This is a genomic window from Kluyvera sp. 1366 (assembly GCF_054823405.1).
Window position 1 is genome coordinate 54320 of record NZ_JBTRDW010000008.1, and the last position, 23970, is coordinate 78289.

At 55.9% G+C, this 23970-nt stretch carries 20 protein-coding genes; 4 read left to right on the top strand and 16 right to left on the bottom strand.

Annotated elements, in window-relative coordinates:
- Nucleotides 1-19: 19 nt before the first annotated feature.
- The 13 genes from wzyE to trxA form a co-directional block, all read right to left on the bottom strand.
- Nucleotides 20-1363 (bottom strand): ECA oligosaccharide polymerase, encoded by a 1344-nt coding sequence (gene wzyE, locus ACVLVH_RS18175; protein ID WP_192236885.1) that lies wholly within the window; start codon nucleotides 1361-1363, stop codon nucleotides 20-22.
- Nucleotides 1360-2430: a TDP-N-acetylfucosamine:lipid II N-acetylfucosaminyltransferase gene (gene wecF / locus ACVLVH_RS18180; protein ID WP_210081006.1), complete on the bottom strand. Its 1071-nt coding sequence runs from the start codon at nucleotides 2428-2430 to the stop codon at nucleotides 1360-1362. Before wecF ends, wzyE begins: the two co-directional genes overlap by 4 nt.
- On the bottom strand, nucleotides 2427-3680 hold the full coding sequence (wzxE, locus tag ACVLVH_RS18185; protein ID WP_101763767.1) for a lipid III flippase WzxE: 1254 nt from the start codon (nucleotides 3678-3680) through the stop codon (nucleotides 2427-2429). Before wzxE ends, wecF begins: the two co-directional genes overlap by 4 nt.
- Nucleotides 3680-4810 (bottom strand): dTDP-4-amino-4,6-dideoxygalactose transaminase, encoded by a 1131-nt coding sequence (gene rffA, locus ACVLVH_RS18190; protein WP_110867915.1) that lies wholly within the window; start codon nucleotides 4808-4810, stop codon nucleotides 3680-3682. The genes wzxE and rffA overlap by 1 nt, the downstream gene beginning before the upstream one ends.
- Nucleotides 4807-5505 carry a dTDP-4-amino-4,6-dideoxy-D-galactose acyltransferase gene (gene rffC / locus ACVLVH_RS18195; RefSeq protein ID WP_101763769.1) on the bottom strand — a complete coding sequence of 233 codons (699 nt, stop codon included), beginning with the start codon at nucleotides 5503-5505 and terminating at the stop codon, nucleotides 4807-4809. Before rffC ends, rffA begins: the two co-directional genes overlap by 4 nt.
- Nucleotides 5483-6364: a glucose-1-phosphate thymidylyltransferase RfbA gene (gene rfbA, locus ACVLVH_RS18200; RefSeq protein WP_137384905.1), complete on the bottom strand. Its 882-nt coding sequence runs from the start codon at nucleotides 6362-6364 to the stop codon at nucleotides 5483-5485. Before rfbA ends, rffC begins: the two co-directional genes overlap by 23 nt.
- 22 nt (nucleotides 6365-6386) lie before the next feature.
- The gene (rfbB, locus tag ACVLVH_RS18205; protein WP_192414402.1) at nucleotides 6387-7463 is read right to left on the bottom strand and encodes a dTDP-glucose 4,6-dehydratase; all 1077 of its coding nucleotides are present in this window, start codon (nucleotides 7461-7463) and stop codon (nucleotides 6387-6389) included.
- Nucleotides 7460-8719 carry a UDP-N-acetyl-D-mannosamine dehydrogenase gene (wecC, locus tag ACVLVH_RS18210; protein ID WP_498949942.1) on the bottom strand — a complete coding sequence of 420 codons (1260 nt, stop codon included), beginning with the start codon at nucleotides 8717-8719 and terminating at the stop codon, nucleotides 7460-7462. Before wecC ends, rfbB begins: the two co-directional genes overlap by 4 nt.
- A gap of 2 nt (nucleotides 8720-8721) precedes the next feature.
- Nucleotides 8722-9846 (bottom strand): non-hydrolyzing UDP-N-acetylglucosamine 2-epimerase, encoded by a 1125-nt coding sequence (wecB, locus tag ACVLVH_RS18215; RefSeq protein WP_101763773.1) that lies wholly within the window; start codon nucleotides 9844-9846, stop codon nucleotides 8722-8724.
- Between the two features lie 10 nt (nucleotides 9847-9856).
- Nucleotides 9857-10906, bottom strand: a complete 1050-nt coding sequence (wzzE, locus tag ACVLVH_RS18220; RefSeq protein WP_217549625.1) for an ECA polysaccharide chain length modulation protein — start codon at nucleotides 10904-10906, stop codon at nucleotides 9857-9859.
- 34 nt (nucleotides 10907-10940) lie between these two features.
- Complete coding sequence (gene wecA, locus ACVLVH_RS18225) at nucleotides 10941-12014, bottom strand: UDP-N-acetylglucosamine--undecaprenyl-phosphate N-acetylglucosaminephosphotransferase (protein ID WP_101763775.1); 1074 nt, start codon at nucleotides 12012-12014, stop codon at nucleotides 10941-10943.
- 278 nt (nucleotides 12015-12292) lie between these two features.
- Nucleotides 12293-13552, bottom strand: a complete 1260-nt coding sequence (gene rho, locus ACVLVH_RS18230; protein WP_008105744.1) for a transcription termination factor Rho — start codon at nucleotides 13550-13552, stop codon at nucleotides 12293-12295.
- Nucleotides 13553-13897: 345 nt separating this feature from the next.
- The gene (gene trxA / locus ACVLVH_RS18235) at nucleotides 13898-14230 is read right to left on the bottom strand and encodes a thioredoxin TrxA (RefSeq protein ID WP_008105741.1); all 333 of its coding nucleotides are present in this window, start codon (nucleotides 14228-14230) and stop codon (nucleotides 13898-13900) included.
- A 117-nt stretch (nucleotides 14231-14347) separates the two neighbouring features.
- Here trxA and rhlB point away from each other — a divergent pair, with 117 nt between their 5' ends.
- Nucleotides 14348-15643 carry an ATP-dependent RNA helicase RhlB gene (gene rhlB, locus ACVLVH_RS18240; RefSeq protein ID WP_110867909.1) on the top strand — a complete coding sequence of 432 codons (1296 nt, stop codon included), beginning with the start codon at nucleotides 14348-14350 and terminating at the stop codon, nucleotides 15641-15643.
- A 7-nt stretch (nucleotides 15644-15650) separates the two neighbouring features.
- Nucleotides 15651-17135 carry a guanosine-5'-triphosphate,3'-diphosphate diphosphatase gene (gppA, locus tag ACVLVH_RS18245; RefSeq protein WP_498949943.1) on the top strand — a complete coding sequence of 495 codons (1485 nt, stop codon included), beginning with the start codon at nucleotides 15651-15653 and terminating at the stop codon, nucleotides 17133-17135.
- Between the two features lie 183 nt (nucleotides 17136-17318).
- Here gppA and rep read toward each other — a convergent pair whose 3' ends face one another.
- On the bottom strand, nucleotides 17319-19340 hold the full coding sequence (gene rep, locus ACVLVH_RS18250) for a DNA helicase Rep (protein ID WP_137384900.1): 2022 nt from the start codon (nucleotides 19338-19340) through the stop codon (nucleotides 17319-17321).
- A gap of 72 nt (nucleotides 19341-19412) precedes the next feature.
- Between rep and ppiC the strand changes: the two genes are divergently transcribed.
- Nucleotides 19413-19694: a peptidylprolyl isomerase PpiC gene (gene ppiC / locus ACVLVH_RS18255; RefSeq protein ID WP_137384899.1), complete on the top strand. Its 282-nt coding sequence runs from the start codon at nucleotides 19413-19415 to the stop codon at nucleotides 19692-19694.
- Here the strand turns inward: ppiC and ACVLVH_RS18260 are convergent, their stop codons facing one another.
- Entirely contained in the window at nucleotides 19695-21755 is a 2061-nt protein-coding gene (locus ACVLVH_RS18260) for an AsmA family protein (RefSeq protein WP_462062247.1), read from the bottom strand.
- Nucleotides 21756-21816: 61 nt separating this feature from the next.
- On the bottom strand, nucleotides 21817-22590 hold the full coding sequence (gene pdeH / locus ACVLVH_RS18265) for a cyclic-guanylate-specific phosphodiesterase (RefSeq protein WP_101763780.1): 774 nt from the start codon (nucleotides 22588-22590) through the stop codon (nucleotides 21817-21819).
- Nucleotides 22591-22872: 282 nt separating this feature from the next.
- Between pdeH and kdgK the strand changes: the two genes are divergently transcribed.
- Nucleotides 22873-23802 carry a 2-dehydro-3-deoxygluconokinase gene (gene kdgK, locus ACVLVH_RS18270; protein WP_101763781.1) on the top strand — a complete coding sequence of 310 codons (930 nt, stop codon included), beginning with the start codon at nucleotides 22873-22875 and terminating at the stop codon, nucleotides 23800-23802.
- The last annotated feature ends 168 nt before the right edge of the window (nucleotides 23803-23970 follow it).

Below are 23970 nucleotides of genomic sequence, written 5' to 3' on the forward strand. Positions count from 1 at the left end.
TTCCCGTTGTGCCCAAAGGTTAAGAAGGGCTGTGTAAAACCGGCTCGCTGCGCGGACGAATCAACCCCGCGCGCGCCAACAGCCAATAAAGCAATTTAGCCGCCCACATACAGGCCGCAAAAATCAGACAAAAGAACACCACGCGCGAGCCGAAAGCATCCAATCCTTCACGCGCCAGCACGATCATATTAAACACCGCGCCGAAGCAGAAACTCTGCAAAATCGCCCCGCTGTAACGGTTGCTGGTATCGCGGCCATACAGATAAAGGTTATCGAAGCCTTTCATCAGCAGGCCGACAGCCACCGCACCGATTGGGATAAACCACACGCCGCCCATCACCACCAGCGAGCCCAACAGCGTGGGCGAGATCGCCAAGCCGGAATGGTTATTCAGCACTTCCCAGGTAAAGTAGTTAGCGCTGTTAAGAATGGCTGTTGGACGTCCCGGCCACATCCAGCTGGGAATGAACACGTAGAAATCGCGCCAAATCGGTGCCAGCCCCTGAAAATCGATCTTGTCGTAGTTTTGCAGTAACAGCGCCAGATTTTCCCACGGCGAGAAGGTATCGCGCGTCAGATAAAGGAAGGTATAAAACGCTTCATCGCCCACCACGTCGAGGTTATAGCGACGCAACGCCAGCCAGAACATACCGCCAATCGCCATCACACCGGCGCCAACCAGCATCCACAGCGTGATCCAGCCGCGCGTTATACCAATAAACAAGAACAGCGCGAACGCGATAATGATATTGGCGCGCGTGCCGCCCACCAGCGCGTAGGTCAGCAAGCCAAATGCCACCGACACCAGCAAAAACCACAGCCACTGACGCTGGGTTGGCTTGAGGAAGTAGCGAATCAGCATCGCCGGAATAAAGAAGTAGAAGAAGCGTTTAAGCGCCACGCCGGACACTTCGCTGGAGAAGATCTGGTTATAAGCCGAAAGCCGGAACAGCAGCAGGCCGTTGTGCATAAAGAACACCGTCACGGTGCCAATCGCCACCAGCGCCAGCAGCAGACAGGTCAGATGGGTTTCAACCCGGTTCATCTGCAGCCAGGGTTTGCGCGCAGGCGCATTGGCCGGCCGCAGCCGCACCTTGTAGCTAACGTAATAGATGGCATAAAAGCTGGTAGCGGCCAGCAGCGCCTGCAGCAGATATTCCGGCGGCACCACCGCCACGTTAAAGCGGAATACCAGCACGCTGGTCAGCGGGAAGCCGAAATAGAAGGTCAACAAAAACAGAATGGTGAAGAACAGGTGGAAGTTGAAGCGCACCCGTTTAAATTCCCGCCAGGTTAGGGTCAGAATGAAACCCAGCGAACACAGATAAACCACCAGCAGACCACTAAACTGCATCAGGCTCATGTTCTCTCCCTTTCACTCAGGGTTAGCGCGTCGCGCCAGCCTGCCAGATAGCCGGGGGCAAAAAAGGCGATCGAAGAGTGATCGCACTGCGCTAATTGCCGTTGCGCTTCGGCCACGCTGGCGCTATCCAGCGCATCTTCGCTAAACAGCACCGGCAAACCTTGCTCGCTAAGATCGCGCCAGAACGGATTTTTGCGGTTCAGCACAAACGGAATATTGGCCTGAATCAGCAAGCAAAGCGTACCAATGCCTTGCTGGCGCTCGAACATAAAATAGCCGAGCTGGCAGCGGCTAAGCAATGTCAGATAGGCATCAAAGTCGATCTTGTCGCGCAGCAGCGTCACTTGCCCCGCCGGGAACAGGCGCTGTGCGGCGGCGGCAATCTCATCGATATAAGCGTGATTATTCTGCGGATAACCGAGCGGCACGACGATTTTCACCTGTTCACCAAACTGGGCTCGAATCGCCTCTAAACCGGCAATGTGACGATTACTGCGATCGCCGGAGTTACCGAGCAGAATAGTGAAATCGGGGCTTTCCATTGGCGCAGGCAGCGCCACATCCGGCATGCGCGTCGGGAAATAGAGCAGCGAGGCGGGAACGCGCGGATGACGCTGCTGGAAATGGTGCAAATCACCGCGCGTCGCAAACACGCGCGCCACGCGTCCTTGCGCCATTCTGCGCAGCAGATAAAACAGCTGATACTTAAGACCGCGCCCTTCTTCGTAGAGATCCGCGCCCCATACATGCCAGAACGCCTGCTGACGACGCAGTTTGCCGCTCAGCAAGGCCAACCAAATGCTGGGATTAAACTGGCCGTGAAAGAAGAAGCGCTGCGAGCGATCGGCAGCACGCGTCACCACCGCTTGCGCCAGCGCATGCTTGCTGGCAAAGGTTTCAATCTGCAATGAAGCATACGCTTGCAGCGTTTCGGGCGCGCTGGATACTACCATAAACTGACGCGGGGCAGCGCCTGGCAGCTCGGCGCTCATTACGTCATTAAAGAAGCGCAGCACCGTATGATTGTGATGCGGGATATCCGATCCCAATACGTGAAAAGTCGTCATTTTTTCCGGCAATAAATCATGAAGGCGCCACAACAAAGGGCGAAATAGAGAACGTAGGTTGCCATGTAAGCCTGCGCGGCCCCGGCGGTCCCGTGCAGCGGAATCAGCCAATGGGAAAAACCGGTCAGCAGGGCAAACTGGCTGATTTCCGTCAGAATATAGAAGCGCAGTGACGCTTTGGCGATCACCAGATATCCGAAAACATAGGCGCCGACTTTAAACACATCACCGCACAACTGCCAGACGAAAAGGTCACGCATCGCGCTGAACTGCGGCGAAAACAGCAGCCAGATAGCGACATCGCGCAGCAGCCATACGCAGAAACTGGCCGCTGCGACGGCAGGTAACACAAAGCGCAGCGCACGCCCAATCTCACGGGCGATTTGCGGTTTCTGCTCCAGCCGCGCCAGCGTGGGCAACAGCCAGACGCTAAAGGTGGCGGTGATAAACTGCAGGTAGGCATCGGAAATACTGGTCACGCCCTGCCATAAACCAACCTGCGCCCAGCCTTGCTGCTCGGCCAGCAGATTTCGCATCATCACCCACGCCACCGGCAGGGTGAATGAGGTGATCAGCGCCATCAGCGTAAACTTCGCCAGATTGCGCGCCAGGTCAGGATGCCAGCCTGGCATCAGCCAGCTCAGCGGCAGCCGATCGCGATGGCGACGTAGCATCAGCAACGCCGGAAACACCAGCAGCGCCGGCACCAGCGCCAATCCCACTAACGCACCAGCATAGCCGCCCAGCCACCAGCACAGCACATAACCCAGCACGCCGACGATACTTCCGGCAATCAGCGCCAGCGCATTGCCGCGCGCATCGCGGAAGCCCTTCAGCAACGCCAGCGTCAGATTGGCCCAGGCAATACCGAGCTGTAGAAAGGCAACAATGCGCACCACGTTGGCATATTCAGCATGACCAAACAGCGCCGTGCTGATGGGCGTTGCCGCCAGCAAAAACACCAGCGCCAGCAGCGTTGAAAAACCGAGCACAATCGCCGAAGCCGTGCCGGTCACCGCGCGCAGTTGTTGTGGCTGTTGCTGATGTTGCGCGACTAACGTAGTGACGCCGTTAAAGATGCCCGCGCCCGCCAATACGCCGAGTACAGTAATCAACTGGCGGAAGTTACCGGCTTGCCCGATCCCTTCGGGTCCGAAGCTTATCGCTAACAGTTTCACCACCAGCAGGCCAGCAACGATTTTTACCAGCGTGGAAGACGCGGTCCAGACTGATGCTTTTGCTAATGACATCAGGCAAAGAAACTCAGCAGCGAACTGATCACCGTACGCTGGTTGTTATCCGATAAGTTGTAGAACAGCGGCAGGCGCAGCAGGCGCTCGCTTTCACGCGTGGTAAAGGCATCATCACCGTGGAAGCGGCCAAAACGTTCACCCGCTGGCGACGAGTGCAGCGGGATGTAATGGAACACCGTGAGGATTTCCGCCTCTTTCATCCAGTTGATCAGCGCCTGACGATCGTCGCTGTCGCGCAGCTTGATGTAGAACATATGTGCATTGTGGCGGCAATTTTTCGGCACCACCGGCAGCTCAATACGGCCGGCAGCAGCTAGCGGCCGCAGCGCATCGTAGTAGCGTTGCCACAAACGCAAACGCTGCTGATTAATTTGCTCCGCCGCTTCCAGCTGCGCCCACAAATAGGCCGCCTGCAAATCCGCCATCAAATAGCTGGAGCCAATATCGCGCCAGGTATATTTATCTACCTGACCACGGAAAAACTGGCTGCGGTTGGTGCCTTTTTCACGAATGATCTCGGCACGATCCACCAGCTTCGCGTCATTGATCAGCGTTGCGCCACCTTCACCGCCGGCGGTGTAATTTTTAGTTTCGTGAAAGCTAAAGCAGCCAATGTGACCAATGGTGCCGAGCGCGCGTCCTTTGTACTGCGACATCACGCCTTGCGCGGCATCCTCGATAACATAGAGTTTATGCTTCGCCGCCAGCGCCATGATGCTGTCCATCTCGCAGGCCACGCCCGCGTAATGCACTGGCACGATGGCGCGGGTTTTCGGCGTGATCGCCGCTTCAATCAGCGTTTCATCGATATTTAGCGTATCGGGGCGCACATCGACAAACACAATGGTCGCGCCGCGCAGCACAAAGGCGTTGGCGGTGGAGACGAAGGTGTAGCTCGGCATGATCACCTCATCGCCAGGCTGCAGGTCAATCAGCAGCGCCGCCATCTCCAGCGATGCGGTGCAGGATGGCGTCAGCAGCACTTTTTTGCTGCCGAAATGCTGTTCCATCCACTGCTGGCAGCGGCGAGTAAAGCCGCCATCGCCGCACAGCTTGCCGCTGGCCATCGCCGACTGCATATATTCAACTTCGCTGCCGACAATCGGCGGCGCATTAAATGGGATCATGAGGCTTTCCTGTAGAACCAGTAAGCGGTGCTTTCCAGCCGCGCACCGCTGCGTAAATAGAGGCGCAACGCCGTGAGATTGCTGAGCTGGGTCGCCACGCGCAGATGCGTTAGCTGACGCACACGGCCCCAGTCGGCGGCGGCGAGCAGCAGGCGCTGGCCGACGCCGCAACCTTGTGCGGCGGGCAATACCGCCAGCAGACCGATGCGCATGTCGCCGTCCACTTCGCGCATCGAGACGAAACCTTGCAGCGCGCCCTGCTCATCGCAGGCCACCAGACATTGATTATCAAAGGTGCCGCGCACCGCATTTTCAATCCACTGCGCGTAGAAACGTCCGCTGTCTGCTGCAGCAAACCACGGCGCGCGGAAGCGACTTTGGCTAAACGCCTGCGCAGCCGCTTCACGCAGTGCCGGGATTTGTGCTTCCCGCGCAATGCGCACGCCAACTTGCCGCTCGGTATGTTTGATGCTGAGGGAAAGGTCAGCTTCGCCTTCCACTAACTGAAAACCATGCTGGCTCAGCGCATCGATGGCATCAACGCGTTCAGCGGGCACCTTCACTTGCCACAGCGCATACGGCTGCTGAAGGGCCTCGGCCAGCGTCAAATCGCCATCCAGCGATAAGCGCGCGCTGTTCTGACCGAAGAACTCATTTTCCCACGTAAGGGAATCAATATTGACGCGGACGGGCATTGTGAACATCCAGCAGATACTGGCCGTAGCCGGTTTTGGTTAGCGCCTGAGCCGCGGCTAAAAGCTGGGCATCGCTCAGCCAGCCGTTACGCCATGCAATCTCTTCCAGGCAGGCAATTTTAAAGCCCTGCCGTTTTTCCACCGTCTGCACAAACATACTCGCCTCAATCAGGCTGTCGTGCGTGCCGGTATCCAGCCAGGCAAATCCGCGCCCCAGCAACTCCACCGCAAGCTCGCCCTGATCGAGATACATCTGGTTGATGGCGGTGATTTCCAGCTCACCGCGCTCGGAAGGTTTCACCTGTTTGGCGAACTCCACCACGCGGTTGTCGTAAAAATAGAGGCCGGTGACCGCCCAGCGCGATTTCGGCTGCTGCGGTTTTTCCTCAATGGAGAGCGCGTTAAAGTCGTCATCAAACTCCACCACGCCAAAACGCTCCGGATCCATCACCTGATAAGCAAAGACGGTCGCGCCGCTGCTGCGCGCGGCCACTTTCTTCAGCTTGGGGCTGAAACCCTGGCCGAAATAGAGATTGTCGCCCAGCACCAGACAACAGTGATCGTCACCAATAAAACTTTCGCCAATAATAAATGCCTGCGCCAGCCCATCAGGACTGGGTTGTTCTGCATAGGTTAGCTGAATCCCAAATTCACTGCCGTCGCCCAGTAAGCGTTCAAAATGGGCGCGATCTTCTGGCGTGGTGATGATCAAAATTTCGCGAATCCCTGCCAGCATCAGTACCGACAGCGGATAGTAAATCATGGGTTTGTCATATACCGGCAACAGCTGTTTCGAGATGGCGCGGGTAATCGGATGCAAACGCGTGCCCGAACCTCCGGCTAAAATAATGCCTTTCATCGCTGCTCCTTCTGAAGTGCGTTTAACGCGGCGTGGCTAATCCCAGACGCTCACCGCGATAGCTGCCGTTAAGAATCGCCTGCCACCATTGCGGGTTTGCCAGATACCATTGCACGGTTTTACGAATGCCGCTCTCAAAGGTTTCCTGCGGCGTCCAACCCAGCTCACGCTCAATTTTACTGGCGTCGATGGCGTAGCGCTGGTCGTGGCCGGGACGATCGCTAACAAAGGTAATCAGGTCACGGTAGTGGCTCAGGTGCGGTGCACGCTGCTGCGGCGCCAACTCATCCAGCAGATCGCACAGCGTTTCCACCACTTCAAGATTACGTCGCTCGTTATGACCACCAATATTGTAGGTTTCCCCTACTTTGCCGCTGCTCACCACGCTATACAGCGCCCGCGCGTGATCCTCTACATATAGCCAGTCGCGTATCTGGCTGCCGTTGCCATACACTGGCAGCGGTTTGCCCGCCAGCGCATTAATGATGGTGAGTGGGATCAGCTTCTCCGGGAAATGATACGGTCCGTAATTGTTGGAGCAGTTAGTGATGATGACCGGCAAACCGTAGGTGCGCAGCCAGGCGCGCACCAGATGATCGCTGCTGGCTTTGGTCGCCGAATAGGGGCTGCTCGGCGCATACGGCGTGGTTTCGGTAAAGAAGTCGTCGCTACCGTGCAGGTCACCAAACACTTCATCAGTGGAGATATGGTGCAGAATGAAGCCTTTTTTACGTTCATCTGCCATGCCATTCCAGTAATGACGCGCCGCTTCCAGCAGCTGATAGGTGCCGACAATATTGGTTTCGACGAAGGCGATAGGTCCATCGATCGAGCGGTCAACATGACTTTCTGCCGCCAGATGCATAATGCAATCCGGTTGATAGTGCGCCATGACGCGATCCAGCTCAGCGCGATGGCAAATATCCACCTGTTCGAAGGCGAAACGTGCATTCTGTTGCACCGGCGCCAGCGACGCCAGATTGCCGGCATAGCTCAGCTTATCGACCACCACCACGCGGTGTTCGGTGTTTTCAAGCAGAAAACGTACCAGCGCAGAACCGATAAATCCTGCCCCGCCGGTCACCAAAAACTGTTTCATCGCCACACGCCTTTGGTATCAACAATCCACGGCTGGGCAAGCTGGGCCGCATCAATCGCGCGGAACTGTGCGTGATCAACCAGCATCACCAGAATATCCGCCTGCTGCAGCGCTACATCCGTAGCAACCAGCGTGGCTTCGTGCGCCAGACGTTGCGGAATGTCTTCCACATGCGGTTCAACCACCCAGGTTGCGCCGCTGTGCCACTCGGCAATACGATGGGCGACGCTCATCGCCGGACTTTCGCGCAAATCGTCAATATTCGGTTTGAAGGCCAGACCAAAGCAGGCAATGGTGACATCGCTGGCGCGTTTGCCGCTGGCGGTGAGGCACTCTGCTAACGCCTGCTTTACCTGATCCAGCACCCAGCCCGGTTTGGCATCATTCACTTCACGTGCGGTGCGAATCAGTCGCGCCTGTTCTGGATTCTGCGCCACGATAAACCACGGATCGACGGCGATACAGTGCCCGCCGACGCCCGGTCCGGGTTGCAGGATGTTGACGCGCGGATGGCGATTCGCCAGCGCTATCAGCTCCCACACGTTGATGCCCTGCTCGGCGCAAATCAGCGACAGCTCATTGGCAAAGGCGATATTCACATCGCGGAAGCTGTTTTCTGTCAATTTGCACATCTCGGCGGTACGCGCATTGGTTTCCACACACGCGCCGCGCAGGAAAATGCGGTACAGCTCGCTGGCGCGTGCGGAACAGGCTGGCGTCATGCCACCAATGACGCGATCGTTTTCCAGCAGTTCAACCATCACTTTGCCGGGCAACACGCGCTCCGGGCAGTAAGCGATAAACACATCGCACGCATCACCGTGCTGCGGGAAACGCAAATCGGGACGCGCCGCCGCCAGCCATTCCACCATTTGCTCGGTGGCGCCCACCGGCGACGTCGATTCGAGGATCACCAGATCGCCCGCTTTTAACACGGGTGCAATCGACAGCGCCGCGGCCTGCACATAGCTGAGATCCGGCTGATGGTCGCCGATAAACGGCGTGGGCACGGCGATCAGGAATGCATCGGCGGCTTCGGCCTGTGTAGTCGCACGTAGATGACCGGCACGCACGGCTTCGCGCACCACATCACCCAACTCGGGTTCCACGATATGGATATCGCCACGATTGATGGTTTCAACGGCGCGGACATTAATATCCACGCCAACGACTTTCTTTCCCTTTGAGGCAAAAACGGCCGCCGTTGGCAGCCCAATGTAGCCCAGTCCGATAACGGAAATGGTTTCAAAACGCATGGTTACACTCTGTGTTGTTTTAGGGCCTGCAAGATGCGCGCGCAGGCATGGCCATCGCCATACGGATTGTGCGCGCGACTCATTGCCTGCCAGGCTTCATCGTCCTGCAACAGCAGGCTGACTTCAGCGACAATTTTACTGATATCGGTGCCGACCAGTTTCACCGTGCCTGCCTCCACCGCTTCCGGACGCTCGGTGGTATCGCGCATCACCAGCACCGGTTTGCCTAATGACGGCGCTTCTTCCTGAATGCCACCGGAGTCGGTGAGAATCAGCCATGAGCGATTCATCAGCCAGACAAACGGCAGATACTCTTGCGGCTCAATCAGGATGATATTCTCGATGCCGCTGAGAATGCGGTTAACCGGCTCGCTGACGTTGGGATTGAGGTGCACGGGATAGACAATTTGCACCTGCGGATGCTGGCGCGCGATTTGCGCCAGCGCACTGCAAATGCGTTCAAAGCCGTCGCCAAAACTTTCGCGGCGATGACCCGTAACCAGAATGAGTTTTTTGTCAGCGTCGAGGAACGGATAGCGCGCGGCGAGGCGGGCATTGAGATCGGCATCGTCCAGCACGCGATCACGCACCCACAGCAGCGCATCAATCACCGTGTTGCCCGTCACGAAAATGCGCGCATCTGGCAGATTCTCGCGCAGCAAATTTTGTCGCGAATTTTGCGTGGGCGTGAAGTGATAACTGGCGAGATGGCCGGTGAGCGTGCGATTGGCCTCTTCCGGCCACGGCGACATCAGGTTGCCGGTACGCAATCCCGCTTCTACGTGACCCACCGGAATCTGGTGATAAAACGCCGCCAGGCTGGCCGCAAACGTGGTGGTGGTATCGCCGTGCACTAACACCACATCCGGCTGGAAATCGGCGAGTACGGTTTTCATGCCCTGCAGTATGCGGCTGGTGATCTCCGTCAGCCCTTGCTCCGGGCGCATGATATTCAGATCATAATCAGGCTGCAGCTGGAACAAACGCAGCACCTGGTCGAGCATTTCACGATGTTGTGCGGTGACGCATAGGCGTGACTCGAACGCAGCATCCTGCGCCAGCGCCTGCACCAGCGGAGCCATTTTGATCGCTTCAGGACGCGTGCCAAATACCGTCAGAACTTTCACGTGGCTTCTCTTAATGGCTCGTTGCTAACGTTGAACGCGGACGACGCATCAGCGCCACTCCCGCACCGACCAGCGCGCCAATTACGCCCCACATGATCATCATAAACAGGCGGCGCGGACTATCGCGCGACACCGGCTCTTCCGGGGTGCGCAAATAGCGGTAAGTCTGGAATTGTTTATCCAGACGCGGACCGGCCTGCAGCGTACTCAGCATCGCTTTGTTTTGATCATAGCTTAAATCGTAAGCAGGCCCGCTGGCTTGTAAAGTGTCGAGTTGCGCCTGCAGCATTTGCTGACCCAGCAGGAAACGATCGCTGTCTGGCAGCGCTTCGCCGGTTGCCGGCGCGCGGTTCTCTTTAATCCCCTGCTCGCTCGCCACTTTCAGCGCCTGTTCGATGCGCTGACGTTGACGTTCAAATACCGCCTGCGCCACTTCCTGCTGGCGGTTGACCTGCGACGCCAGCTGCACGCTGCGCGCCTGCCAGGCGCCTTTCAGCTCCGCATTAAGATGACGCGCCGCACGCTCGCTGGCGTAGGCGATATATTGACGCAGCAGATTGTTAGCATCGCTGGCGGTTTCGGCCACCAGCTTAATGTTATCTAAGATATTGCGCGCCGGGTCGGCAGCGGTGAACTGAATGTTGGTGATCAGGTCGTCGAGCAGCGCCGCATCGTTGTGCGCGTTACCGCTTTTGCGGCTTTTGAAGTATTCGGTCTGCTGCCAGAAATCACGGCGCGTATCCCATGATGCCAGCTGCATGGTGAACTCCTGATAAACCTCATCCATCACGGTCGGCGCTGGCGAACTGAGATTGAGCGTATTGGTGCGCACATCCAGATTATTGAGGAATTGCTGCTGTACGAAGAAATCACCCAGCATATTGACCGTTGGACGATCGGTCACCGCCGTGGTGCTCCACGCCTGCTTCATTAACATCGATGCTAACCAGGCAACCAGCGCAAACAGCAGCGCCAGACCGATAATCCAGCGTTTACCACGCCAGAGTGTGCAGCCAAGGCCACGTATATCCAGTTCGTTCTCCACAACGACAGAGGTCATAACAAAATCCTTATCAGGGTACTTTCTGGGTAATTTATTTTTTATCTTCGCTGCTTTGCCAGCGACGTTTAATGCGACGGATTTTGCGCGCCACGCGCCATGCGTGTTTCAGGCAATAGCCATAAAGGAGGAATGCCATCATGAACAGCACCAGCATCACCCATTCCGGGATGAAAGCCAGATACTCGCCGAGCACACCAATACCCGCCAGAAGCGCGGCGGCGACGGTAATCAGCAGGAACGCCTGACGTGACGTGAATCCGGCGCGCATAATTAAATGGTGGATGTGCTGGCGGTCAGCGGAAAACGGGCTCATGCCTTTGCGCAAACGGCGATACATAATCGCCACCATATCCATCAGCGGAATCGCGATCAGCCACAGCGCGGTGACGGGCGTGATCGGATGGCTCAGGCCTTGGGTGGTTTCCAGCAGAATCCAGATGATGGTGAAACCGATCATGGTGCTGCCGGCATCGCCCATAAACACTTTGTAGCGACGGCCAATCAAGCCGAGATTAAGCAGGATATAAGGAATGGTGGCGGCGATCATCGCGAAGCACCACATGGCGAGGCTGGTCTGGCCGTCAAAATAGAGAATGATGCCGATGGCGGCGAAAGTGACGCTGGAGAGGCCGCCAAGCAGGCCATCAATCCCATCCACCATATTGAACGCGTTAATGGCGGCCCATACGGCGAATAGCGTCAATACGTAGCCAAAGGGACCGACAATTAACTCAACCGGCCCGATAATGAAGCCCAGACTGAGCAAATAGAGTTTGGCGCCGACCATCATCACGATGGCAACCGCCGCCTGCACCAGCGCACGAATTTTAACGCTGATATCGAAGCGATCGTCCAGTGCGCCAACCAGCACCAATACGCCCGCACAACTCAGATACAGCATCGCGTGCGGCAAATAATAATTTGAGATGGCAAAAGCGAAGCAGATTCCCGCGTACACGGAAATGCCGCCAACTAACGGAATGGCGCCATGGTGCCTTTTTCTGGAGTTTGGTGTGTCCACAAGCCCAATTTTTTTAGCTGCTTTGCGAGCAAAAAACAGGAACACTAAAGTAAAAAGAAAAACTAAACCAAGCTCAGTACTCATAGTGAGTAAATTCACGTTAATGCTCTCAGCTAAAATCGTGGACAACAATATGCAAAACACCCGCCATTGCCGTATATCCCTATTCCGAATTCTGCTACAGAAAAGTCTGATTGCTGAAAAAACAAACGAATCTCTGTCACAGTCAATATAAAAGCTTCCTGACTGCGCTAATCCTAATGCCCATAAATAAAAAACGCCACGTTAAGACGTGGCGTTAGCAATATTTCCTGGCATATTGTGCGAATCACCGCTTGGCTTAGCGACTCGCCGATCGCAACTTAGGAACGCTTCATCATATCGAAGAATTCGTCGTTGGTTTTCGTCATGGCCAGTTTGTTGATGAGGAACTCCATCGCGTCGATTTCACCCATTGGATGGATGATTTTGCGCAGAATCCACATCTTCTGCAGCTCTTCCTGCGTAGTGAGCAGCTCTTCTTTACGGGTACCGGAACGATTGTAGTCAATCGCTGGGAATACACGCTTCTCGGCGATTTTGCGCGAGAGGTGCAATTCCATGTTACCTGTACCTTTAAACTCTTCGTAAATCACTTCGTCCATCTTCGAACCGGTATCAACCAGCGCGGTCGCGATGATGGTCAGGCTGCCGCCCTCTTCCACGTTACGTGCCGCACCGAAGAAACGCTTCGGACGATGCAGGGCGTTAGCATCCACACCACCGGTCAGCACTTTACCTGATGCTGGAACCACGGTGTTGTAGGCACGCGCCAGACGCGTGATGGAGTCAAGCAGGATGATCACATCTTTCTTGTGCTCAACCAGGCGCTTGGCCTTCTCGATCACCATCTCAGCAACCTGCACGTGACGTGACGCTGGCTCATCAAAGGTCGAAGCGATCACTTCACCTTTAACCAGACGCTGCATCTCGGTCACTTCTTCCGGACGTTCGTCAATCAGCAGCACCATCAGCAGGCAATCTGGATAGTTGTAGGCGATGCTCTGCGCGATGTTCTGCAGCAGCATGGTTTTACCCGCTTTCGGCGGCGCCACAATCAGACCACGTTGACCACGACCAATCGGAGAAGCCAGATCCAGCACGCGTGCGGTCAGATCTTCAGTCGAGCCATTACCGCGTTCCATACGCATACGCTTGCTGGCGTGCAGCGGCGTAAGGTTTTCGAACAGAATCTTGTTACGCGCGTTTTCCGGCTTGTCGTAGTTAACTTCATTAACTTTCAACAGCGCAAAGTAGCGTTCACCCTCTTTTGGCGGGCGAATCTTGCCAGAAATGGTGTCACCAGTGCGGAGGTTGAAGCGGCGGATTTGGCTAGGAGAGACGTAGATATCATCGGGACCGGCGAGGTAGGAGCTATCTCCAGAACGGAGGAAACCAAATCCATCCTGTAATATCTCCAGCACACCATCACCAAAGATGTCTTCGCCGCTTTTTGCGTGCTGTTTCAGGATAGAGAAAATAATATCCTGCTTGCGCATACGCGCCTGGTTTTCCAGCCCCATATTTTCGCCGAGGGTAATCAGCTCAGAAACCGGCGTATTCTTTAATTCGGTAAGATTCATAGTGATGGGTTCTTAAACTCGGGGTAATTCTCGAAATGATTGTCGTGAGTGGTATGGCAAAAATTCCATGCCTGTTAATGGCTCTTTTTCAACTCAGCTCGACGATTATCGTCAGATGTGGCGATAGGAAACGAGGAGACAGTCGAAAGATGATGCCGAATGTGCTAGTCATCAGATTGCCAAACCACGATAACGTTCATTGCGAGTAGGGTCTGACAAGGGAAAACTTAGATGCAAACTACAAGGTAAGAGCGTAATGCAGTGAAATTAACTTAACACGCTTAAAGTGAGACGTCCAGCAGTGGCGAAAAAATTCACCACTGCCGAACAAACACCGCGCCGGGCTTAGGCCAGGTTGGCGTTCAGGAACTCTTTCAACTGTCCTTTAGACAGTGCGCCAACCTTGGTTGCCGCCACTTCACCGTTCTTGAACAGCAGCAGAGTTGGGATACCGCGGATGCCATATTTTGGCGCTGTACCCGGGTTGTCATCAATGTTCAACTTAGCGATGGTAAGTTTACCTTCGTACTCTTCTGCGACTTCGTCGAGAATTGGGGCGATCATTTTGCAAGGACCACACCATTCAGCCCAGAAATCTACCAGAGTGACACCGTCTGCTTTCAGTACGTCTGTGTCGAAACTGTCATCGGTCAAGTGAACGATCTTATCGCTGCTCATGTTTAACTCCAAAAGATTGCGCCTGGCGAATTGGCGGAAATGATACCAACGTAGGTTGACTTTATTTCATCGGATACGCTTTCGTAAAGCGCTAGTAAGCTGATATTCTACCACACTATGAGCAAAACACACTTAACTGAACAGAAGTTTTCCGACTTCGCCCTGCACCCTCAGGTGGTAGAAGCCCTTGATACCAAAGGCTTTTCTAACTGCACGCCTATCCAGGCGCTCGCATTGCCTTTTACGCTTTCAGGGCGTGATGTTGCGGGTCAGGCGCAAACCGGTACCGGCAAAACGATGGCGTTCCTGACGTCAACGTTTCATTATCTTCTTTCTCATCCTGCCGCAGAAGGTCGCCAGATCAATCAGCCACGTGCGCTGATCATGGCCCCGACGCGTGAGCTCGCCGTACAAATTCATGCCGATGCAGAACCATTAGCGAAAGTCACTGGCTTAAAGCTGGGCCTGGCTTATGGTGGCGACGGCTACGATAAACAGCTGAAAGTGCTGGCTGATGGTGTCGATATTCTGGTGGGCACCACCGGACGTCTGATCGACTACGCCAAGCAGAACCATGTCAACCTGGGCGCGATTCAGGTTGTTGTGCTGGATGAAGCCGATCGCATGTTCGATCTCGGCTTTATTAAAGACATTCGTTGGCTGTTCCGCCGCATGCCGCCGGCCACCCAACGCCTGAGTATGCTGTTCTCTGCAACCTTGTCTTACCGCGTGCGTGAACTGGCGTTTGAGCACATGAACAACGCCGAATACGTGGAAGTGGAACCCGAGCAGAAAACCGGCCACCGTATTAAAGAAGAGCTTTTCTACCCTTCAAATGAAGAGAAAATGCGCTTGCTGCAGACGCTGGTAGAAGAAGAGTGGCCAGATCGCGCCATCATCTTCGCCAACACCAAGCACCGCTGTGAAGACATTTGGGGCCATCTGGCTGCCGATGGTCATCGCGTGGGTCTGCTGACCGGCGATGTAGCGCAGAAAAAACGTCTGCGTATCCTCGATGACTTCACCAAAGGCGATGTGGATATCCTGGTTGCCACCGACGTCGCGGCACGGGGTTTGCACATTCCTGCCGTCACGCATGTGTTCAACTACGATCTGCCTGACGATCGTGAAGACTACGTTCACCGTATTGGTCGTACTGGCCGCGCGGGTGCCAGCGGTCACTCCATCAGCCTGGCGTGCGAAGAGTACGCGCTGAACCTGCCGGCAATCGAAGAGTATATTGGTCACGGTATTCCGGTCAGCAAGTACAACAGCGATGCGCTGATGAGCGAACTGCCACCGCCGAAACGTCTGCAACGCAGCCGCTCGGGTAACGGCCCACGCCGTGGCGGGAACAACAGTAACCGTCGGAGCGGCGCGCCGCGCAATAGCAACCGTAAACGTTCGGGTTAAGCACACCATGCTAAGCGCATCGTCACTTTATGCAGCGATTGATTTAGGTTCTAACAGCTTTCATATGTTGGTGGTGCGCGAGGTGTCTGGCAGCATTCAGACCGTCGCGCGGATAAAGCGCAAAGTGCGTCTGGCGGCTGGCCTCGACAAAGCGAATCACCTCTCCGCTGAGGCGATGCAACGCGGCTGGCAGTGCCTGAAGTTGTTCTCCGAACAGCTGCAGGATATTCCTCCGGAACAAATCCGCGTGGTGGCAACCGCCACGCTGCGCCTTGCCGAAAATGCGCAGGATTTCCTCACAACGGCTGAACACATTCTTGGCTGCGCGGTGAATGTCATCAGCGGCGAAGAGGAAGCACGCCTGATTTATCAGGGTGTAGCGCATACCACCGGCGGTTCCGATCAGCGTTTAGTGGTCGACATCGGCGGTGGCAGCACCGAACTGGTGACTGGCGAAGGTTCACATGCCACCACGCTGTTCAGCTTGTCGATGGGTTGCGTAACCTGGCTTGAACGCTACTTCAGCGATCGTCATCTGGCCCAGGAGAATTTCGAGCTGGCCGAACTGGCCGCGCGCGAGATGATCCGTCCGGTGGCCGCAGCGCTGCGCGAGAAAGGCTGGCAAATTTGCGTCGGAGCGTCGGGCACCGTACAAGCGTTGCAGGAAATTATGATGGCGCAGGGCATGGATGAGCGCATCACCTTAAGCAAACTGCAACAGCTGAAACAGCGCGCGATTCAGTGCGGCAAGTTGGAAGAGCTGGAAATTGAAGGATTGACGCTGGAGCGCGCCTTAGTGTTCCCGAGCGGTTTATCGATTCTCATCGCTATCTTCCAGGAACTCAGCATTGAAGGTATGACGCTGGCCGGCGGCGCACTGCGCGAAGGTTTAGTGTATGGCATGCTGCATCTGCCGGTGGATCGTGATATCCGCAGCCGCACATTGCAGAACGTGCAGCGTCGTTTTGCCATTGATATTGACCAGGCCGGTCGCGTACGTCAGTTGGCGGAAAGTTTCTTCCGTCAGGTGAGCAGCCGTTGGAAGCTGGATAACCGATGTCGCGATCTACTCCTTAGCGCCTGTTCTATCCACGAAATTGGCCTGAGCGTCGATTTCCGCCAGGCACCGCAACACGCCGCTTACCTGATTCGTCATCTCGATCTTCCTGGCTTCACTCCCGCGCAGAAAAAAATGCTGGCTTGCCTGCTGCAGAACCAAAGCGGCAGCATCGATTTAGCCTTGCTGACCCAGCAAAACGCCGTACCGCCGCGCATGGCGGAGCGTTTAAGTCGTTTGCTACGCTTAGCGATTATCTTCTCAAGTCGTCGTCGCGATGACACTTTGCCTGCCGTGCGTTTACAGGCGGATGATGATGCACTGCATTTGACGTTGCCGGCCGGTTGGCGCGAAGCGCATCCGCTGCGTTCTGAGCTGTTAGAGCAGGAGAGTCATTATCAGTCCTACGTGCACTGGTTACTGACGATTTCCTGATTGGGATTGCGCTGGCTGTCCTCCATCCCGACCTTCCCCCGCCCGCGGGGGAAGGAGATGCTGCCACATGCATTTTCCGACTCACATATAGCAGCATCTTCCTCCCCCATTCATGGGGGAGGACCGAGGAGGGGGACTGCGAGCACGGACCGAGGAGGGGGACTGCGAGCACGGACCGGGAACTCAACCCTTCTTCGCATTCTCCAGCATCGCTCTCAATCCAGCGACGCGCGTCTGCCCGGTCTTCACGCGCTCTTCGGCGCTCACCACTTTTTTCTCGCGTTCCCACACCACATCGTCCTGCGGCAACTCCAGCAGGAAGCGACTCGGTTCCGGGCGCATCAGCTCGCCGTACTGGCGGCGTTCCCGGCACAACGTAAAGGTCAGCTCTTTCTGCGCTCGCGTAATCCCCACGTAAGCCAGACGCCGCTCTTCCTCGATGTTGTTCTCATCGATACTGCTCTGGTGCGGCAATAACCCCTCTTCCATGCCAACCAGATAGACATACGGGAACTCCAGACCTTTCGAGGCGTGCAACGTCATCAGCTGCACCTGATCGAGCTCTTCGTCGCTCTCACCGCGCTCCATCATGTCGCGCAGCGTAAAGCGCGTCACCACCTGCGCCAGCGTCATCGGCTCGTTCAGCTCATCGCCTTCCAGCATCTCGGTCATCCACTGGAACAGCAGGTTAACGTTCTTCATGCGCATCTCAGCGGCTTTCGGGCTGGGCGAGGTTTCAAACAGCCAGCTTTCGTAGTCGATGCCGCGAATCAGGTCGCGCACCGCATTCACTGGCTCGCGTTCGGTCAGTTGGACGATTTCACTCAGCCAGTGCGTAAAGCGCTGCAGATGCTCCAGCCCGCGCCCGCTCAGCGTTTGCTCCAGCCCCATATCGAAGCTGGCGTTATACAGGCTTTTATTGCGCAGGTTGGCCCATTCGCCCAGCTTCTGCAGCGTTGCCGGACCAATCTCCCGGCGCGGCGTATTCACGATACGCAGAAACGCGCTGTCATCTTCCTGATTGGTCAGCACGCGCAGATAAGCCAGCAAATCTTTGATTTCCGGACGAGAAAAGAACGACGTGCCGCCCGAGATACGATACGGAATACGGTTCTGCATCAGCTGCTTCTCGAACACGCGTGACTGATGATTGCCGCGATAAAGAATGGCGTAATCTTTATAGGCGGTTTTGTTGATGAAGTGATGCGCGATCAATTCGCCCGCCACGCGTTCCGCTTCGTGGTCTTCGTTATTCGCGCTCAGCACCTTCAGCTCGCTGCCCTGCCCCAACTCTGAGAACAGGCGCTTCTCAAATACGTGCGGATTGTTGGCGATAAGGATGTTGGCCGATTTCAGGATGCGCTGCGTCGAGCGATAATTTTGCTCCAGCTTCACCACTTCCAGCGCCGGGAAATCCTGCTGCAGCAGCACCAGGTTTTGCGGACGCGCGCCACGCCACGAGTAAATTGACTGATCGTCATCGCCCACCACGGTAAAGCGCGCGCGCGCACCCACCAGCAGCTTCACCAGCTCATATTGGCTGGTGTTGGTGTCCTGATACTCATCCACCAGCAGATAGCGAATGCGCTGCTGCCAGCGTTCGCGCACTTCCTGATTGCGCTGCAGCAGCAGCGTGGGCAGCGCGATTAAGTCGTCGAAATCCAGCACGTTGCAGGACTTCAGGTGTTGGTCATACAGCTGATAACAGTGAGCAAAAATCTGGTCACGCTGCGATTGCGCCAAACCCGCTGCGCCCTGCGGATCGACCAGATCGTTCTTCCAGTTGGAGATGGTGGAAATCAGCTGCTGTAACAGCGTCTTGTCCTCTTCCAACCACTGTTTGGTCAGGTCTTTAAGCAAGGCCAGCTGATCCTGATCGTCGAACAGCGAGAAGCTGGCTTTCATTCCCAGCGCCTTGTATTCGCGTTTAATGATCTCCAGTCCCAGCGTATGAAAGGTGGAAATCATTAGGCCGCGTGCCTCTTTACGCCCCAACGTCTGCGCCACGCGCTCTTTCATCTCGCGCGAGGCTTTATTGGTAAAGGTTACGGCGGCGATATGGCGCGCCTGATAGCCACATTCGCGGATCAGGTGGGCGATTTTGTTGGTGATCACGCGGGTTTTACCCGAGCCAGCACCGGCCAGCACCAGACAAGGACCGGTGACAAATTCGACAGCTCGTTGTTGGCCGGGGTTTAAACGCATAACGGAATTCGCTCAGTTGAATCAAAAGAAAGGAGGTTATAATGGCCGGATTATACACATTAGGACTTCATCATGGCGAAAACCGCGGCGGCTTTACATATCCTCGTGAAAGAGGAAGCGCAGGCCAAATCCCTGCTGGCGCAACTTGCGAAAGGGGCGAACTTCCAGCAGCTGGCAAAGAAACACTCTACCTGCCCATCCGGACGCAACGGCGGTGATTTGGGTGAGTTCCGTAAAGGACAAATGGTACCGGCATTTGATAAGGCGGTCTTCTCCTGTCCGCTGCTACAGCCTTACGGACCGGTGAAAACCGCCTTTGGTTACCACATCATCAAAGTGCTGTGGCGTAACTGATCACTTCTGATTCTTCATCTGCTGCAGCACATTACTGCACTGATTGTCGTCAGTATCGCTAGGCGAAATCAGTGCGATCAACGCAGCGGCGGGAGCAACCACCGCACCGAGCGCCACCGCTGCGGCACCGCGTGCAATCAGCGGTCCGGCTTTCACTCCGGCATCCGGATTTTTAAAGGTGCCGCGCACATACAGCGGCGAACGCAGCGTGATGATGCGAATCCCTTTACTCTCCGGATTGATCGACAGGTCCATGCGTTCATTCGCGAAATTAACGTTGCCGGTCACGTTGATCACCGCGTTCTCGGTATCCAGCAGGAACAGTTTCGGCGTCGCTAAGCCCTGACGAATATTCATATCGGTCGCCGCGCAGTTGATCTTCACTTCATCATCGCCGAACAGCTTACCCACCACATAGTTACCGACGTTCAGTCCGGCAATCTCCATCAGGCTGCGACTGATCAGGCCATCATTCATCAATAGCTTCAGTTCGCCATTGCTGGTGCCGAGCAGATCCGCCACCGAATTGCCGGTGCCGCTCAGCGAGGCATCGCCGTTGAGCTGGCCCAAACTGTTCTGCATCGCCGTGACATCCGGGAACAGCTGACGCAGACGCAGCTTACGCGCGTGCAAATCGGCGCGTCCGCGCATCGGGCTGCGATCGCCTTCCAGATGAATGGTGGAGTTGATGCTGCCGCCGGCCATACCGAAGCGCAACGGATCGAGCAGCAGGTCGCCGTTTTTTAGCTGCAGATGCGTATAGAGATCGCTGAGCGGCAGCTTGCTGCTGTGTTCGATGCGTTTGCCGCTGAACTTCACATCCGCATCCATCACGTCCCAGCTCTTGGTATCAAACTTGTCGTGTGGCAACACGCGGTCGGCGGGCTGCGATGAGGCTTCGCCGCGCTGCGCTTTGGCCTGCTGCGTTTTCTCGCTGCCTTTGCCGGAGTTGACGCCAATCAGCGGCCCCAAATCTTCCATCCGCAGCTGGTTCGAGGTCAATTCACCGGTCAGCGTTGGACGCGGTTTGCCCTGACGATAGGTGAGCGAGCCGTGAATATCGCTGTCGCCGATGTGGCCGTTAAACTTCTCGTAGCGGAATAGCGGCCCTTTCGCCTCATTGAAACGCGCAATCAAATGGCCGTCAGTTTCATAGGGCGGCGTATCGGGCAGCAGCACGCCGGTCAGGCCATACAGATTGGCCAGCGTATCGCCCGCGAAGCGCAGACGCACATCAAGTCCGCCAAGATTAAGCGGATCCTGCAAGGTACCGTCAATACGTACACGCGTGGTGCCATTACGCACATCCACCTGCAGCGGGAACGGCGTGGTTTTACTGCGCAGCGATAGCATGCCGCCAATTTTGCCGTCGCCATCCAGCTTCTGATTGTTGTAGGTGCCGTTCGCCTGCCAGCCAAAGACAAAATCACCCGCGCCTTTCTGCTGATCGTCACCGCCCGCCACTTGGGCGTACGGCACCGGTTTGCCCAGCGGATTGATGGTCACTGTGACATCGGCTTTATTGACGGCGTCGCGATAGCGCACTTGTCCCTGATCGAACAGGATGTTGTCGAGGCGGAAGGACCAGGCAGAAGGCGCGGCGTTAGCATCGCTGTTCTGGCTGCTGGCGAGATCAAAGGTCCAGTTATTCTTTTTGTCTGCGGTTTGCACCAGCCGCGCATCCGGCTTTTGCATCTTGATCCACGGCAGGTAGATCTGCTGATGCAGCATCGCCAGCGGCGCAATGGTGGCTTCAACCCGCTGCAGATGCACCATGGTGACATCAGGAATAGAGGGCGGATTGCCGAGCATCACATCATCGGCATGCACCTGCGGCCACGGCACCCAACTTCGCCAGCCAGGTTCCTCACGGTTGCGAACCCAGGCCACGCCGAGATCGCCGCGAATCGCGAAAGGTCGGTTCAGTTCGGCTGAAACTTTTTGATTAATCGTTGGTTTCAAGCGGTTCCAGTCAAAGGTGGCGATGAGCACCACAATCACTACAACCAATAACAAAAAAATCCCGAACACCCAGCTCAGGATCTTTCGAGTACGTGACATATTGCTTCCTCCTTGCCCTTCCACGTCTGACTAAGGATAGTCGAGACGCCGCGGAACGGGATCAGGGAAGCTCAAGAGCCATACGTTCCAGCTCGCTAAACGGCACCGGGCGCGAGAAGAAGTAGCCCTGCGCCGCCATCGCTGGCGAGCTACGCACCTGTTGCCACTCCTCTTCGGTTTCCACGCCTTCAACGATGACGCCGTTGCAGTAACGGTTAATCAACGCCAGCAGCATCGAGAACATCGAGCGGCCTTCATCGCTGGCGCGCAGCAGCATAAACAGCTCGCGCGAGAGTTTGATGTAGTCGTAACGCAGTTCGGTCAGCGCGGAGAAGTTCGCCATGCCAGAGCCAAAATCATCCAGCCACAGCGGCCCGAGTTCCGGCATCTTCGCCACCATCTCTTCCTGTGGCAGCGCATGATGCTCCGTTAGCTCGAAGCGCACCCACGGCAGCTGCGCAATCAGCGTGCGAATCGACTCATGCTTCTCAATCTCCATCAGCGTTGGACCGTCGATATTAACCGACGCCACCAGCTGACGCTGATTGAAAAACGCTGACCATGTTATCAGCAGCTCGAGTTGTTCCTGGACGACACCAAGCCGCTGCGCGATAGTCAGTGCTTCAAAATAGTCTTCGGGCGACAGCCTTTTTTCTGGCGCGGAGGGATGGGTAACCGCCGTCAGTAATTCAATAGCCAGCATGCGGCCTGAGACCTGGTAAATCGGCTGGAAAGTATAGAATCGTTGGCACTGCTGCCAGAAGAGACGCGTTTCCTGTTGTTGCTCCAATTCATTTGAAACAGGCAGCCGATGACTCAAATTCTTCATCACCATGGTTTTTTCCTGGTTGGTGTTGAGTGCCTGCAAATAGCATCTCAGCGGCAAGTATCGGCGATCGCCGGGATAACTTTATCAATCTCGTTAGTCCCATGAAGAGTTGAGTGTAACAGCGTGCTTCGCACTTAATCGGCAAAACAAAACGCGCTTTGGCCGCTAAATCACCGTGGCGCAGGCGGTTTGCTGCCTTAAGTTAAATCAAAACATCGTTTTAAAAACCATTGACGACTGCCATACCAGACGCGAGACTAAGGCAGAATTCACTACAGGCTGAAGACCATGACGCAGAAGAAAATCGCTATTATTGGCGAATGCATGATTGAGCTGTCCGAGAAAGGTGAGAACATCAAACGCGGTTTTGGCGGCGATACGCTGAACACGGCGGTGTATCTGGCGCGTCAGTCAGATAAACAGCTGCGTGTCGATTATGTCACCGCACTCGGCACCGACAGTTTCAGTGACCAGATGATCGCCGCCTGGCAGCAGGAAAATGTCGAAACCGCGCTGGTTCAGCGCCTCGACAATAAAATGCCGGGTTTGTACTTCATCGAAACCGACGACCACGGCGAGCGGACCTTCTGGTACTGGCGCAACGACGCCGCCGCCCGTTTCTGGCTGGACAGCGCGCAAGCGGACGCGATTTGCCAGCAGCTGGCGCACTATGATTATCTCTATTTGAGCGGCATCAGCCTGGCGATTCTGCCTGCGACCAGTCGCGAAAAACTGATGACGCTGCTTAGCGCCTGTCGTCAGAACGGTGGCAAGGTGATTTTCGATAACAACTATCGTCCGCGTCTGTGGGCCGATAAAGCCAGCGCTCAGCAGGCGTATGCCGAGATGCTGCGTCATACCGACATGGCATTTCTGACGCTCGACGACGAAGATTTGCTGTGGGGCGAGCAGCCGCTGGATGCGGTGATTGCTCGCACACGCGCTGCGGGCGTGCAGGAAATTGCCATCAAACGCGGTGCGGACTCCTGTCTGGTGGCGGTTGGCGATGAGCCGCTGCGCGAGGTCGCCGCCATCAAGCTGGCGAAAGAGAAAGTGATCGATACCACCGCGGCTGGCGACTCCTTCAGCGCTGGTTATCTGGCGGTGCGTTTAGCCGGAGGAAGCGCCGAAGATGCCGCCGCACGCGGTCATCTCACCGCCAGCACGGTGATCCAGTATCGCGGGGCGATTATCCCGCTCAGCGCGATGCCGAAATGACTTAACCACCTGCACCAACCGTAGCGGCGCAATTGATTGCGCGATGAATCGCGCCGCTACAAATCTCTGCGCCATTCATTACCTGTGCTAACCAACCCGCCCGCGCAGTTTGCCTTAACGCAGCATTTTTCCCTGCCAATTTCCGCTAACGACCTGACTCATCCACTT